The organism is Massilia norwichensis, from assembly GCF_024753245.1.
Taxonomy (GTDB): domain Bacteria; phylum Pseudomonadota; class Gammaproteobacteria; order Burkholderiales; family Burkholderiaceae_D; genus Telluria; species Telluria norwichensis.
Genome location: NZ_JANUGX010000035.1, coordinates 55,222 through 69,156, shown reverse-complemented (window position 1 = coordinate 69,156; position 13,935 = coordinate 55,222). Strand labels below are relative to the sequence as shown.

Genomic DNA, 13,935 nt, shown 5'->3' with positions numbered 1-13,935 from the left:
GCGGGAAGAATAGACACCAAAGGCCAACCTTGCGGTTGGCCTTTTTACTTGTTACTCTGCCTCGACCATGGCCTCCCTTTCCTTCCCCCCGCTCGTTTCGCCCGTGCTGCCGGCTTCCCCGGCCGGTCCGGCGCTGCCTGTCGGCCCGGTTGCCCCCGTCGCCGCGGTCGCGCCGGCCATGCTGCTGGCCGAGATGGATGCCCTGCCCCTGCCGCTGCCCGGATCGCAAACCGCGCCGGCAGCCGGCGGCGCGGCGCCCGACGCCATGCAGGAAGGCGCCGCGATGCGCCCGGACCAGTTGCTGATGGCACGCCAGTTGACCTGGCCGAGCCGGGACGGCGGCACGCTCGCCAGTTCCTGGCGCAGCATGGTGCGCAGCTATGGCACCCAACTCGTGAACCGCGAACTGCAGGCGCGTCCAGGCCAGCTGCCGGCCGCGCTGCTGCTGGCCGGCCAGCTCGGCGCGCAGGATCCGCGCGTACTGCGCCAGTCCGATCTGCAGAACACGCCCTTCGATGCCTGGCGCTTCACGGTGCATGCGGGCAGCCCGCAGGACCAGCATCTGCGCGTGGTGCAGCAGGACCAGGAATCGCAACAGCAGCAGAAGCGGCGCCGCGGCCGCGCGGCGCTGCGTCTGGAACTGGTGCTGCAGGATGGGACCGTGGTGACGGTGCAGGCCGAGCCGGTGGCTGACGGCCTGCGCCTGGAATTGTGCGCCCCGGATGAAGCCGCCCTCGCGCGCCTGCGCGCGCTGCAGCCGGAACTCGAGACGGCGGTGGCACGCGCCGGATTGCGCGTGCTGGAATGGAAGTACCGGGCCGGCCTGCCGCTGGGATCTGCGCACCTCCGCCTGCCTTCGGCGGATGCGGCATCGGCCCTGAGCCTGCCGGTGTTTCGGGCGATGGCCGAGCTGGCGCTCGTCTTACCCGCACATTGATCGTAGGGTGGGCACCCCGTGCCCACGACACACCGCCGGATCAGCCGACCGTGCCGATAATGGAAACCTCGCGGTTCTCCGGAATCTCGTTATACGACAGCACGTGCAGGCCCGGCGCGAACAGGCGCGCATAGCGGGCCAGCAGCGGACGGACCTGCGGCAGCACCAGCAGGATCGGCGGCGTGTGCTGCTGCTTCATCTGCTCGCGCGCCACCGGCATGTTCAGCTGCAGCTGCGACAGCAACTGCGGATCGATCGGGTAGTTGTCCAGCGCGACCTTGCCGCCATTGTTCTGGCGTGCCTGGTTCAGGGAACCGAGCAACATGTTCTCCAGGTCCCCCGACAGGTTAAAGGCCGGCATGTCCTTCTTCTTGCCGGTCAGGCCGGACACGATCTGGCGGCGCAGCGCGCAGCGCACCTCGGCCGCCAGCAGGATCGGGTCCTTGGTCGACTCCGAGCTGTCCAGCAGCGTGGTGGCGATGACCACGATGTCCTTCAGCGACACGTTTTCCGCCAACAGCACCCGGAACACGCGCAGCAGCTGGGTATGCGTCAGCGCCTTGTCCAGCGCCGCGGCCAGCTTCGGCGACAGCGCGGTCAGGCGCTCCATCATCGCCGGCACGTCTTCGTGGCGGAACAGCTCCGACAGGTAATCCTTGGCGATCTTCGAAGCGTGGGTCGCGATCGCGCTCGCCACCTCGACCACCTGGTAGCCCTGGCCCAGTGCATGCGCCTTCTGCTCCGGGTCGATCCAGGTGACGGCCATGCCGAAGGCCGGCTCGATGCCGGGCACGCCGTCCAGCTGGCCGTACACGGTCGGCGAGGGAATCGCCATCAGGGCTTCCGGCACCACCTCGCCTTCCGCCACCACGGTGCCGTTCACCGAGATCGAATACTGGTTCGGGCGCAGCGTCAGGTCGTCGCGCACGCCGATGGCCGGCAGGAGCAGGCCCATTTGCTCGGACAGGCTCTGGCGCACGCCCTTGATGCGTTTGGTCAGCGCCTCGCCCTGGGCTTTATCGACCAGGTGGACCAGCTTGTAGCCGACAGCCACCGAGATCGGCTGCACCACCGGCAGCTGCTGCCAGTCGAGTTCCGGCGCACTGTCGTCGCGCAGCGCGGCTTCGATCGCGGCCACGTTGTCCTCCGACGGCGCCTTGACCTCGCGCGTCATCTTGTAGCCGACATAGCCCAGCGCGGCGGCGAACGCGAAGAACGGCAGCTTCGGCATGCCCGGCACCAGGGCCAGCACGATCATCACGCCGGCGGCCGAGAACAGCACGTGCGGCTGGGCCAGCAGCTGGCCGCCGACCTGCTCTTCGAAGTCGCCGGAGTCGCTGATGCGGGTCACCAGGATCGCCGCCGCGGCCGACAGCAGCAGCGCCGGAATCTGCGCGACCAGGCCGTCGCCGATGGTCAGCAGCGCATACTGGCGGAAGGCATCGCCCATCGACAGGTTGTGCATCAGCGCGCCGATGGCGACGCCGCCGACCAGGTTGATCAGGAGGATCAGGATCGAGGCGATGGCGTCGCCGCGCACGAACTTCGAGGCGCCGTCCATGGCGCCGTAGAAGTCGGCCTCGTTGGCCACGTCCTTGCGGCGCTGCTGCGCCTTTTCCTGGTTGATCAGGCCCGCGTTCAGGTCGGCGTCGATCGCCATCTGCTTGCCGGGCAGCGCGTCCAGGGTGAAGCGCGCGGAGACTTCGGAGATACGTTCGGCGCCCTTCGTGACCACCACGAAGTTGATGATCATGAGGATCACGAACACCACGATACCGACCACGAAGTTACCGCCGATGACGACGTTACCGAAGGCCTCGATGACGTGGCCGGCGGCCGCCGTGCCTTCGTGGCCGTTGAGCAGCACGACGCGGGTCGAGGCCACGTTCAGCGCCAGGCGCATCAGGGTGGTGCCGAGGATCACGGTCGGGAACACCGAGAAGTCCAGCGGACGCTTGGACGATACGGAGACCAGGATCACGATCAGCGCCAGCACGATGTTGAACGTGAACAGCACGTCCAGCAGCACCGGCGGCAGCGGCAGCATGATCATCGCCAGGAGCGTCAGCAGGAACGCCGGGGTGGCGAACTTCTGGCGGCGCAGCTCGGCCATCAGGCTGTTAATCATGTTCATGTTGCGGATACCTCACTCAAATGACTGGGAACGACGACTTCGTTCGGGAACCGTGGGGGCGCCTGGCGCCGGCCGTCACGGAATGCGTTCAGTTGCAGCACATAGTTCAACACCTGCGATACCGCCTGGTAGAGCTGTGCCGGGATCTGCTGCTGGACCTGGCTGGTGTTGTAGATCGCGCGCGCCAGCGGCGGCAGCGTGATCGTTTCGATCTTGTGTTTCGCCGCGACGGCCTTGATGTACAAGGCCATCTCGTCGATGCCCTTGGCCACCACGAAGGGTGCCTCGGCGCGGCTGGTGTCGTACTTCAGCGCGACCGCGTAGTGTTCGGGGTTGACGATCACGACGTCGGCGCCGGGCACGGTCTTGTTCACGTTGCGGCGCGCCAGCTGCTGCTGGATCTGGCGGATGCGCTGCTTGACCTCCGGCTTGCCCTCGGAGCTCTTGTACTCTTCCTTCACTTCCTGCTTGCTCATGCGCTGGCTGCGCGCGAACAGGAAGGCCTGCAGCGGCACGTCGATCAGGGCGAACAGCAGGAACACCGAGATCAGCGCCATCAGGGCATCGAACACCTGCGACATGCCGCGCAGCAGGGCATCCGACAGCGGCATGCGCTGCAGGTCGATCCAGGACATCAGGCCGGAGCGCACCACGTACCACAGCACCACGCCCAGCACGGTCGCCTTGGCGATCGAGGTCGCGAAGGAGGTCCAGTGTTTGGCGGACGCCAGTTGGCCGAGGTTCTTCACCGGCGAGAAGCGCCCGAAGTTCGGCGCCAGACTGGCGGTCGAGATGCTCCAGCCGCCCGGCACCAGGCTCGAGAGCACCACGGCCAGCGTCACGCCGAACAGCGGCAGCACCATCTTAATCAGCAGCATGATGGCGTTGCTGAAGACGATCGACAGCGCATTCTCGGTGGCGCCCACCTCCCCGACCGGCACGAACACCAGGCGGAACAGCGCGCGGAAGGACTCCAGATAATCCGGCAGCAGGAACACGAACAGCTTCAGGCTGGCCAGAATGCCGACCGCCGTCGCCAGGTCCTTCGAGCGGACCACCTGGCCCTGCTCGCGTGCCTTCTTCAGCTTCTGGGCTGAGGCCTTTTCTGTCTTGTCGCCGCCGGTGCCGTTATCCGCCATGGCTGATTCTCATCTGCTGCTGGAGCATCTCCAGCACCTGGTTGGTCATTTGTACGTAGTGTTCCGGGATGAAGCGCACGACCTGCGCCATCATCAGAAGGCCGAACAGCGTCACCAGCGAAAAGCCCAGCGAGAACAGGTTCAGCGAGGGCGCGATCCGGTTCAGGAAGCCCATGCCGATCTGCACCACCAGCGTCGAAAAAATGATCGGCAGCGCCAGCAGGATCGCCGCGGCGAACACCCAGCCCACGTTCAGCGCCACCGTGTGCAGCAGCAGGCCGCTGTAGCCGCTGCCCACCGGCCACGCGCGGAAGCTCTGTCCCAGCACGCCGACCAGCACCAGGTGGCCGTCGATGGCGAAGAACACCAGGATCCCCACCAGCCCGAGCATGGCGGACATCACGTCCGACTGCTGGCCGTTGACCGGATCGTTCATCTGCGCCATCGAAAAACCGATCTGGCTCGAGGCCAGGAAGCCCAGCATCGACACCACCGCCATCGTCAGCTGCAGCGCCAGGCCGATCACGCCGCCGATCACGGCCTGCTCGACCATCGCCACCACGCCGGCCAGCGAGAACGGGTCCGGCATCGCGGCGCCCTTCGTTATCGGCAGCATCATGAAGGCCAGCGCCACCGACAGCAGCGCGCGCACCGGCAGCGGCACGTAATTCTCGCCCAGCACCGGCGCGGTCGACAGCATCGCCATGCAGCGGGCGAACGGCCACCACAGGGCGCTGATCAGGGGCAGCAGGAAGCCGACGACTTCAAGCATCGATGCCTGCCGCCTAGCCGACCAGCTGCGCGGCCTGCTGGAACACGTGCACGCAGTAGTCCATCAGTTTGCCGGTCATCCAATGGCCGGCCAGGATGATCGCCAGCAGCGTCACCAGCAGGCGCGGCAGGAAGCTCAGGGTCTGCTCGTTGATCGAGGTCGCGGCCTGGAACACGGCCACGATCACACCGGTCAGCAGGCCGGGCAGCACCAGCACGGCCGCCAGCAGCATCACCAGTTGCAGGGCCTCGACCATGATGTCGACGGCGATATCGGGAGTCATAGTGTGCGTACTCTTGTCTTCTAATAGCCGTGGATGCTGCCGACCAGCGTGTTCACGGTTAGGGTCCAGCCGTCGACCAGCACGAACAGCAGCAGCTTGAACGGCAGCGAGATCACCAGCGGCGACAGCATCATCATGCCCATCGCCATCAGCACCGACGACACCACCAGGTCGATGATCAGGAAGGGAATGAACAGCATGCAGCCGATCTGGAAGGCGCTCTTCAGCTCCGACAGCACGAAGGCCGCCAGCTTGACGGTGAAGCCGCGCTGCATCGGCGCCAGGTCGGCCGGTTCGCCGGCCAGGTGCGCGACCTGGTTCAGCGCCGCCTTGCTGGTCTGCGCCAGCATGAAGCGCGACAGCGGCACCTCGGCGGTCTTGAGCGCCTGCTCGAGCGTGATCTTGTCTTTGTCGTAGGGGACGAAGGCTTCATTCCAGATCTGCTCGCCCACCGGACGCATCGTGCAGGAAGTGCTGCCGAATGGCCTGCTGCGCGTGGCCGGCGAAAAGCGCCTGCAGCTGAACCAGGGCGAGGAATTCCTGCGCCTGGCCGGTTACCTGCGCGCCGCCGACATCGACAACGCCAACCAGGTGTCCTCGCTGCGCGTGGCGAATGCCCGCATCGCCTACTCCGGCCAGGGCACGCTGGCCGAAGCCAACCAGCCCGGCTGGCTGACCCGGTTCTTCACCGGTCCGCTGATGCCCTTCTAAGGCAGAACATGATTCGAATTTTGAATAAAGCATCGGTTTTCCGTATCGCTTCCGCGCTGGCACTGGCCGCCGTGACCGCGCAGGCCCTGCCCGCGCTGGCCGCTCCCGCTGCCGCGGTGGCACGCCCCACCGCTTCGGCCATGGCTGCCGCGATGCCGCAAACCCGTATGCAGCCGCTGCGCAACCTGGCCAGCGTCGAAGGCGTGCGCGAGAACCCGCTGGTCGGCTACGGCCTGGTGGTCGGCCTGAACGGCAGCGGCGACTCGACCCAGGTGAAGTATTCGAGCCAGTCGGTGGTCAACATGCTCAAGCAGTTCGGCGTCAAGCTGCCGGAAGGCGAAGAGGCAAAGAACAAGAACGTCGCCGCGGTCATGGTGTCGGCGGTGTTCCCGCCGGGTTACCGCCGCGGCCAGGCGATCGACGTCACCGTGTCCTCGCTGGGCGATGCCAAGAGCCTGCGCGGCGGCACCCTGCTGCTCACCCAGCTGCGCGCGGCCGACAACGAAGTCTACGCACTGGCCCAGGGTAATCTGGTGGTCGGCGGCCTGGCGGCGTCGGGCAAGAGCGGCTCCTCGGTGACGGTGAACACCCCGACCGGCGGCCGCATCCCGAACGGCGCCATGATCGAGCGCGAGATCCCGACCGATTTCTCGACCCGCCAGCAGGTCGTGCTGCGCCTGCGCCACCCGAATTTCGACACCGCGACCAACGTCGTCGACGCCATCAACCGCCGCTTCGGCCAGGTCGCGACCACCGCCGACGGCACCAGCGTCGAAGTGATCGCGCCGACCAATCCGACCGAGCGCGTGGCCTTCGTCGCCAAGCTGGAAAACATGCCGATCGAAGCCGGCCTCGAAACCCCGAAGGTCGTGTTCAATTCGCGCACCGGCACCGTGGTGATCTCGGACGGCCTGCGCGTGAAGTCGGCCGCCGTGACCCATGGTTCGCTCAAGGTCGTGATCTCGGAAAGCTCGGCGGTCAGCCAGCCCGGCCCCTTCTCGAAGGGCCAGACGGCGGTGACGCCGCAATCGAAGGTCAGCGTCGACCAGGGCTCGGGCCAGATGTTCCACTGGCCGGCCGGCGCCAAGCTGCAGACCATCATCGACGTGGTCAACAGCCTGGGCGCCTCGCCGGACGACATCATGGCGATCCTGCAGGCGCTGGACCAGGCCGGCGCAATCGAAGGCGAACTGGTGGTGATCTGATCATGCTCGACAAACTGAACCCGCTGAACGCCCAGGCCCGCGGCCCGGAATCCGAAGACCTCGCAAAAGCCCCGGTGGCCGCCGCCGACCCGGTCTACGCCAAGAAAGCGACCCAGGCTGCGGTCGACTTCGAAAGCTTCTTCATCCAGAACATGCTGCACCAGATGCGCGAAAGCGCAAAGACGCTGGCACCCGAAGACAGCCCGCTGAAGGACCCGGTCAACAGCGACATGCTGGACATGGCCGACAAAATGCTGGCCGGTCATATGGCGGGCCAGCGCGCTTTCGGCGTGGCGGATGCCATTCTCAAGCAATTGTTGCCGCAAGGACTTAATAAAGCCGGCTAAACGGTCGCCTGTCCTTAGTGATTCCGCACAAGAAAGCCTCATCCCATGAGTATCCTGAACAACGCCCTGTCCGGCGCCCTGGCCTCCCAACTGGCACTGTCCTCGAGCAGCCAGAACATCGCCAACCTGCAGACCAAGGGCTACACCCGCCAGGCGGCGCTGCTGAGCGCCGTCGCCCCCGCAGCCGGCTCGAACCAGGCCGGCAACGGCGTGCGCGTCACCTCGCTGCTGCGCTTCTCGGATAACTACAAGACCCAGCAGCTGTGGCGTGCCGCGTCCGACCTGGGCGCCTATTCCCAGACCCAGCCCTACCTGACGCAGCTGGAAACCGTCATGGGCAACGACGACGCCAGCCTGTCGGGCGGGATCGACAAATTCTTCGCGGCCCTGAACGCGGTGGCCGGCGTCGACCCGACCTCGACCCCGCTGCGCCAGCAAGTCGTGACCGCGGCCGGCCTGCTGGCCCAGCGTTTCAACAGCCTGAACAACGTCTACAACTCGCAGCTGCAGTCGGTGCGCCAGCAGCGCACGGCGATCGTCGATTCGGCCAACACCGCCATCGCCGCGATCGCCACGCTGAACGGCCGCATCGCCAACGCCAACGCCACCGGCAGCAACGCTTCCTCGCTGATCGACCAGCGCGACCAGGCGATCGACAGCCTGGCCAGCCAGATGGGTCTCGAAGTCAGCGACCAGCCGGACGGCACCCGCAACGTCTCGCTGAAGACCGGCCAGGCGCTGGTATTGGGCAGCGTGGCCGGCAAGCTGGCCGTGACCGGCAGCGCCGACCAGGCCTTCAGCCTGAGCTTTGCCGGCACCACGTTCGACCTCGACGTCACCCGCGCCGGCGGCCAGCTGGGCGGCCTCTCGGCCTACGAGAAGGACGTGCTGCTGCCGATGCAGAACAACGTGGCCGAGATGGCCAGGCAGATCGCCGAGAAGGTCAACAACCAGCTCGCGGCCGGCAAAACCATGGACAACAACCCGGGCAAGCCGCTGTTCGTGTACACCCCGGGCAGCACCTCGAACATGCTGCAGGTGGCGAGCGGCTTCCAGACCGCCGACCTGGCCTTCTCCGGCGACGGCACGCCCGGCGATACCGCCAACCTGCAGAAGCTGGCCGACATCAAGAACCAGACCCTGACCCTGACCGGCCTGGGCTCGGTGCTGCTGAGCGATGCCGACACCCAGCTGGTCGGCAAGCTGGCCGTCGACAGCCAGCAGAACAAGGGCGCGCTCGACACCTTCCAGACCATGCGCGAGCAGGCCGAGGCGGACTGGCAGTCGACCAGCGGCGTCAACCAGGACGAGGAAGCGGTGAACCTCGTCGAGTACCAGAACATGTACCAGGCCAACATGAAGGTGATGTCGGTCGCGAACGCGCTGTTCGACGCCACCCTGGCGATGATGTCCTGATCGGCGAACCAGAAGAGAGAGAACCATGCGTGTCGCAACCTCCCAGTACCAGGCGATGATGAATGCATCGCTGCAGAAGAACCAGGCCCGTATCACCGAGCTGACCTCGCAGATGGCCAGCGGCAACCGCATCCAGCTGCCGTCGGACGACCCGGTCGACAGCGTGCGCATCTCGCGTCTGAAGCGCGAAGAAGCCGCCATCGGCCAGTACCGCGCCAACATCGCCGCGGTCACCCAGCGCATGTCGAAGAACGAAGGCTATCTGACCAACATGGTCAACGACATGAACTCGGGCCGCGACCTGCTGGTCTGGGCATCGGACGGCAGCAACGCGCCGGACGACCTGAACGCGATGGTGACCTCGCTGACCTCGCTGCGCGACAGCCTGATGTACACCGCGAATTCGGTCGACCAGGAAGGCCGCACCCTCTTCGCCGGCACCGCCACCGATGCCAAGCCGATCGCCTACGACGCCAATGCGCCGCTGGGCTCGCGTTACAGCTACGCCGGCAATACCAACGACCAGACCGTGGTGGTCGGCAATGGCATCACCCAGGTCGCGAACCAGAACGTGAAGGGCCTGGAAAAGCTGCTGAACCAGCTCGACCAGACCATCGCCACGCTGTCGAAGCCGGATGCGAACCCGAACGACCCCACGGTGCGCACCGTCCTCGCGAATAGCCTGGACGGCTTCGACGACGCCATGGATCTGTTGTCGGGCAAGATCGCCGTGCTCGGCGGCCAGCAAAACATCCTGCACACGATCGACGCCAACCACGAGAACGTCAGCCTCTCGAACCAGATCGCGATCACCAGCATCGGCCAGCTGGACGTCGGCACCGCCGCGATCGAATTGAACGGCTATTCGACCGCCCTTCAGGCCAGTTACAAGGCATACAGCAAGATCGGTACTCTCTCCCTCTTCGCAGCGCTTTGATGGCAATGGATACGACCTTACGTACAACGACTGCCGGCGCCACCGGCAGCACCCTCGGCACGCGCGCCAACGCGGCATCGCAGCTGGTCCAGGCCCGCGCCGCCGAACCCACGACGGAAAAGAACAGCACCGACAAGACCGCGGCCGGCACCGCGCCCGCTGCGCCCCTGCGCAGCAAGGCCGCCAGCGTCGGCGGTGCGCTGCAGGACCAGGTCGCCCGCGCCCAGCAGGCCCTCGATTACCTCGACCAGGTAGCGGGCCAGCTCGAAGCGGTGAAGGGCGAACTGAGCTCCAGACTGGCCGGCACCCGTTCGGCGTCGCGCCAGCAGTCTTCGGATGCCCAGCTCAGCGCCCAGGTGCGCCAGCTCACCTCGACCCTGGCGGCGCGCCGCAGGAAAGCGGGCGGTGGCGTCGACAGCAACCTGCACTTCACCGGCCAGCCCGCAGCCCAGCGCTTCCGCATCCGCGGCCTGGACCTCGCTTCGCTGCGCACGGCCGGTCCGCAGAGCGTGGCCTTCTCGGTCGGCGGCAACGGCGGCCCGCAGCTGTCGGTGAACATCGATCCGGACCAGACCGACGAGGAAATCGCCGCCGCGCTCAATCGCGCACTGGCGCCGATGGGCGTGAACGCCGGCCTCGATAACCGGGGCGGCTTCGTGTTCAGCACCGCGGAAGCGAACTGGCCGGCGGTCAAGGACAGCATCGCGATCAGCGGGCGCGGCCGCGTCAGCACCGAAGAGGTCGCGCCGGAACTCGCGCCCCAGCAGTGGACCGGCAACGGCGGCAACAGCGACGGCCTGCGCTCGAGCCTGCGCGAAGTGGTGCAGGCGCTCGAGCGCGTGCGCCGTTCGCGCGATGCCGCCAGCAATGCGCTGTCGGCGGCCACCGTCGAACTGACCCGGGCCACCACGCCGCCGCCGGAAGCCGCGGAAGCGGCCCAGGAATTCGCGACCACCGCCACGAATCCCGACTACGAGTCGCTGCTGGCGCTGACCTCGGCGCTGGTCGGGGTCAGCCGCGAGCGCGTGCTGGCGCTGCTGGGCTTGCGCTGACCTTCAGCGTCACCGTCAGCGTCAGCGCGGCTTGACGCTGATCGTCGTTCCGCGCAGATCGATGTCGCGGATCTCCACGCTGCCGAAGCTCGGCCCCGGCGCGCTGCCGACGCGGATGTTGCGGAAGCTGATCTCGCCGATCGTGCTCGGCAGGCGCAGCGTGATCGAACCGTCCTTGTTGATCACCGCGTGCGAATTGGCGGCGTCGTAAGTCACGCCGCGCACGACGGTGTCGGCCGACAGCAGCATCGCCAGCGGATTGAAGACCTGGGCCAGCTCGCCCAGCACGCGCACGCCGCCGTCCGGCAGCGCGTGCGTCACGTTCTGGGCCGCATGCGCGCCGGCCATCCCGGTGAGTGCCGCCAGGCGCTGGTCCAGCTGGCGGGCCTGGTCGCGCAGGGCGTCGTCGTCCCGTCCCTGGGCCATGATCTCGCCGAGCTCCTCGTCCGACAGTTCGCGCAGCGAACGCTCGCCGCCTGCGCGGGTCGATACCGCGGCCGCCGGCGCCGTGGTCACCGCGGCATAGGCATGCAAGGGTCCCAGCAGGGCCGTGGCCAGCGCCGCCGCCATACGGAGGTTGCGCTGGCGCCGGATCGCGCCGCGCACCTGGGCCTCGGTGATCAGCTTCATGTCGGCCAGGATCTCGCCCAGCCTGCGGCCCGTCTTGCCCTGTTCGCGGATTGCCGCGTCCAGCTGCGCTTCCGAGATCAGCTTCTTGCCGAGCAGGATCTGCCCAAGCTGCGATTTTTCGCGGTTCTGCGTCATCCAGTCCATTGCCCTGCCCCCGTTGAAAGTTTATTGGCCGAGCGCCGCGCGCAGGCGCAGGCCGACGCGGTTCTGCAGCTCCGTCATCTTCGGCTGGATCTGCGGACCGTTGGTCTTGGCCACGTTGTCGCCAACCGTCTTCTTCATCTCCGGCACCAGGGTCTCGAACTTGGCCAGCACCGGCGCTTCCAGGATCTCGGCCAGCTGCTTCAGTTCTTCGGTGCTGAACTTCTGCGCCAGCAGCGGCGCCACGCTGGACTGCACCACCGCCTGGGTGCTGGTGCGCAGTGCCGGCGCTTCCTTCTCGAGGAAGGCGTTCGCTTCCGCGTTCACGTCCTTCATCACCGCGTCCTGCTTCTCGGCCGGCACCCGGCTGGTCACCACCACGCGCGACTGGCGCACCATCTCGGCCACCGGCGCCTGCAGCATCTGCAGGCCGACGCTGTCGAGCGCCATCTTGGCCAGGACACGATTCACCAGCGCCTGCTTCTCGGCCGGGACGGATGCGGCGGCTTGGGCGCAGGCGTTGCCGGCGAAGGCCATGCTGATCGCCATGCACATGGCGGACATCGATCGGGACATGCTCATCTCAAGACTCCAGAAAATAGGTCAGTACGGGCGCGAATAGGAGGCACCGAAATAACGGACGATCAGGCTGCCCGACACGGTGGTCGCTGCGTAAGGGTTGTAGATCAGGTTGAAGAAATCGTCGCAGTTCAGGTTGCAGTCGCTGCGGGCCGGGATGTTGTAGCTGCCCTTCATGTAGCTGCCGGTGAGGTTCACCTCGCCGCCGTCGTCGAACTTGTAGCGCAGGCCCAGGCTTTTCAGCTTGGTGTCGGGCAGCGGCGCCAGGAGACTCATCTGGTTGCCCGGGATCGAGCTCTTGCGCGGCTCGTAGCCGGCGCGCAGCGAGAGCTTCTTGGTCACGTTGATTTGGGTGCCGAAGCTGTAGTTGAGCACGCTCTTGAAACCCATCTTGAAGGTCGCCTGGCGCGAGTTCGCATAGCCGAACAGGCGCGCCATCTCGAGCAGCTTGACGCTCTGGTCGAACTCGAAGGTCAGCTGGCTCCACTTGTTCCAGTCGGCGTAGCTGACATCGGCGTTCAGCTGCACGTAGTCGGTGGCCATCAGCTTGACGCCGGCCTGCACCCGCCACGGGAAGGGAATCCTGGCGCTCATGTTGCCGCTCTGGTACTCGGGGATATCGACCGGCATGCCGGTGATGGCGCCGACGATGGGGCCCAGCAGGCTCGAATTCAGGCCGTGCACGAAGCCGCGCAGCATCGGGTCCGCATGCACCGTGTAGCGGCCGCGGAAAGCGGTGTCGCTGCCGCCCTGGTACACCATGCCGAACGCGAACCACTTCTTCGGCTCCCACAGGAAGCCGATGTTGAAGGTCGGGTCGAACGAAGTGTGCATGTCGAAGTCGATGTTGGCCGCGCGCTTGAACGGATCGACCATGGCTTCCGGCCCGCCGCCGCACAGGCCGAAGGTGAGCGTATCGATCACCGTGCCGTTCCCGTCGGGGCACAGCGCGCGCTGCAGCTGGCCGACCGTGCCGAGCAACTTGTTCGGCGCGCGGAAATCGGTGTTGATCGCGAAGTTCGCGTAGGCGATCGGCACCGCCAGGCCGATCCGCAGCGTGTCCGAGACCTGGTAGGCGGCGGTCGGCGACAGGTAGTTCAGGCGCTGCAGGTGGACCAGGCGGCCGTCGAAGCGTGCCGGATCGTTCGGGTCCTTGGTGCGGTCCACGCTCATCGCCTGCGACAGGTAGGCCAGCGTGCCGAAGGTCCATTTCGAACCCGGCGCGTTGTACGAGAAGCCCAGGCCCGGCACCATCACGCCCGGCAGGCGCGCCTTCGGAACGCCGAGGAAGGGAATCGCCACCGCCTGGCGCACCGGTCCGCTGGAGGTGCCGTTGATCGGATCGTCCTTGAAGCCGCCGATGTCGATGTCGGGCGCGGTCACGAACTTGTTCGGGTTGCGGATCGACGCGATGAAGACGGTGTCGATGTTATGGGTGCCCTTCAGGCGCGCCAGGCCGGCCGGGTTGAAGTGGATCGACTCGATCCCGGGCGGATCGGCGGTCACCGCGTTCCCCATCGCCATCGCGGTCGCGCTGGTGGCAAGGTTGTCGGTGACGCCGGCCTGCGCCGGCAAGGCGGCGCTCAGCGCAAGCCCGCCGGCCAGCAGCCCCGCCAGACGGCGCGGCACGGCGATCGATGAGGAGTTCACGC

The 13,935-nt window shown here is 66.7% G+C and carries 13 protein-coding genes and 2 pseudogenes; 7 read left to right on the top strand and 8 right to left on the bottom strand.

Translation table 11 applies throughout. From position 1 onward, the window contains the following. The first annotated feature begins 103 nt into the window (after nt 1-103). Entirely contained in the window at nt 104-937 is an 834-nt protein-coding gene (locus NX782_RS23000) for a hypothetical protein (protein ID WP_258847819.1), read from the top strand. A gap of 40 nt (nt 938-977) precedes the next feature. Here NX782_RS23000 and NX782_RS22995 read toward each other — a convergent pair whose 3' ends face one another. The 5 genes and pseudogenes from NX782_RS22995 to NX782_RS22975 all read right to left on the bottom strand — a co-directional run. Beyond that, nucleotides 978-3,071 (bottom strand): flagellar biosynthesis protein FlhA, encoded by a 2,094-nt coding sequence (locus NX782_RS22995; protein WP_308633089.1) that lies wholly within the window; start codon nt 3,069-3,071, stop codon nt 978-980. Continuing rightward, complete coding sequence (flhB, locus tag NX782_RS22990) at nt 3,068-4,210, bottom strand: flagellar type III secretion system protein FlhB (protein ID WP_258847818.1); 1,143 nt, start codon at nt 4,208-4,210, stop codon at nt 3,068-3,070. Before flhB ends, NX782_RS22995 begins: the two co-directional genes overlap by 4 nt. Beyond that, nucleotides 4,200-4,982 (bottom strand): flagellar biosynthetic protein FliR, encoded by a 783-nt coding sequence (fliR, locus tag NX782_RS22985; RefSeq protein WP_258847817.1) that lies wholly within the window; start codon nt 4,980-4,982, stop codon nt 4,200-4,202. The genes flhB and fliR overlap by 11 nt, the downstream gene beginning before the upstream one ends. Before the next feature lie 13 nt (nt 4,983-4,995). Continuing rightward, nucleotides 4,996-5,265 (bottom strand): flagellar biosynthesis protein FliQ, encoded by a 270-nt coding sequence (gene fliQ / locus NX782_RS22980; protein ID WP_258847816.1) that lies wholly within the window; start codon nt 5,263-5,265, stop codon nt 4,996-4,998. Nucleotides 5,266-5,285: 20 nt separating this feature from the next. Then, nucleotides 5,286-5,738: pseudogene (locus NX782_RS22975) on the bottom strand (flagellar type III secretion system pore protein FliP); the annotation flags it as partial. Here NX782_RS22975 and NX782_RS22970 point away from each other — a divergent pair. From NX782_RS22970 to NX782_RS22945, 6 genes and pseudogenes are all read left to right on the top strand, one after another. Further along, nucleotides 5,725-5,976, top strand: a pseudogene (locus NX782_RS22970) (flagellar basal body L-ring protein FlgH); the annotation flags it as partial. The pseudogenes NX782_RS22975 and NX782_RS22970 sit on opposite strands and share 14 nt — an antisense overlap. 140 nt (nt 5,977-6,116) lie before the next feature. After that, complete coding sequence (locus tag NX782_RS22965; protein ID WP_258847824.1) at nt 6,117-7,181, top strand: flagellar basal body P-ring protein FlgI; 1,065 nt, start codon at nt 6,117-6,119, stop codon at nt 7,179-7,181. Between the two features lie 2 nt (nt 7,182-7,183). Continuing rightward, entirely contained in the window at nt 7,184-7,528 is a 345-nt protein-coding gene (locus tag NX782_RS22960; RefSeq protein ID WP_258847815.1) for a rod-binding protein, read from the top strand. A gap of 45 nt (nt 7,529-7,573) precedes the next feature. Further along, complete coding sequence (flgK, locus tag NX782_RS22955; RefSeq protein ID WP_258847814.1) at nt 7,574-8,944, top strand: flagellar hook-associated protein FlgK; 1,371 nt, start codon at nt 7,574-7,576, stop codon at nt 8,942-8,944. Between the two features lie 25 nt (nt 8,945-8,969). Beyond that, nucleotides 8,970-9,881: a flagellar hook-associated protein FlgL gene (flgL, locus tag NX782_RS22950; protein WP_258847813.1), complete on the top strand. Its 912-nt coding sequence runs from the start codon at nt 8,970-8,972 to the stop codon at nt 9,879-9,881. Between the two features lie 5 nt (nt 9,882-9,886). Continuing rightward, entirely contained in the window at nt 9,887-10,933 is a 1,047-nt protein-coding gene (locus NX782_RS22945) for a hypothetical protein (RefSeq protein WP_258847812.1), read from the top strand. A gap of 21 nt (nt 10,934-10,954) precedes the next feature. On the opposite strand, the gene NX782_RS22940 is transcribed toward NX782_RS22945, so the two are convergent. The 3 genes from NX782_RS22940 to NX782_RS22930 are packed head-to-tail and all read right to left on the bottom strand — an operon-like array spanning nt 10,955 to nt 13,933. Next, nucleotides 10,955-11,707: a cyclic di-GMP-binding domain-containing protein, MshE-related gene (locus NX782_RS22940; RefSeq protein ID WP_258847810.1), complete on the bottom strand. Its 753-nt coding sequence runs from the start codon at nt 11,705-11,707 to the stop codon at nt 10,955-10,957. Between the two features lie 21 nt (nt 11,708-11,728). Beyond that, complete coding sequence (locus NX782_RS22935) at nt 11,729-12,286, bottom strand: DUF2059 domain-containing protein (protein ID WP_258847808.1); 558 nt, start codon at nt 12,284-12,286, stop codon at nt 11,729-11,731. A 21-nt stretch (nt 12,287-12,307) separates the two neighbouring features. Continuing rightward, entirely contained in the window at nt 12,308-13,933 is a 1,626-nt protein-coding gene (locus tag NX782_RS22930; protein WP_258847806.1) for an OmpP1/FadL family transporter, read from the bottom strand. Between the last annotated feature and the right edge of the window lie 2 nt (nt 13,934-13,935).

Coding starts and splice junctions, on each gene's coding strand:
- NX782_RS22935 (WP_258847808.1), bottom strand. CDS start 12,286: ATGAGCATGTCCCGATCGATGTCCGCCATGTGCATGGCGATCAGCATG.
- NX782_RS22945 (WP_258847812.1), top strand. CDS start 9,887: ATGGATACGACCTTACGTACAACGACTGCCGGCGCCACCGGCAGCACC.
- NX782_RS22995 (WP_308633089.1), bottom strand. CDS start 3,071: ATGAACATGATTAACAGCCTGATGGCCGAGCTGCGCCGCCAGAAGTTC.
- flgK (WP_258847814.1), top strand. CDS start 7,574: ATGAGTATCCTGAACAACGCCCTGTCCGGCGCCCTGGCCTCCCAACTG.
- fliQ (WP_258847816.1), bottom strand. CDS start 5,265: ATGACTCCCGATATCGCCGTCGACATCATGGTCGAGGCCCTGCAACTG.
- NX782_RS22960 (WP_258847815.1), top strand. CDS start 7,184: ATGCTCGACAAACTGAACCCGCTGAACGCCCAGGCCCGCGGCCCGGAA.
- NX782_RS22940 (WP_258847810.1), bottom strand. CDS start 11,707: ATGGACTGGATGACGCAGAACCGCGAAAAATCGCAGCTTGGGCAGATC.
- NX782_RS22965 (WP_258847824.1), top strand. CDS start 6,117: ATGGCTGCCGCGATGCCGCAAACCCGTATGCAGCCGCTGCGCAACCTG.
- flgL (WP_258847813.1), top strand. CDS start 8,970: ATGCGTGTCGCAACCTCCCAGTACCAGGCGATGATGAATGCATCGCTG.
- flhB (WP_258847818.1), bottom strand. CDS start 4,210: ATGGCGGATAACGGCACCGGCGGCGACAAGACAGAAAAGGCCTCAGCC.
- fliR (WP_258847817.1), bottom strand. CDS start 4,982: ATGCTTGAAGTCGTCGGCTTCCTGCTGCCCCTGATCAGCGCCCTGTGG.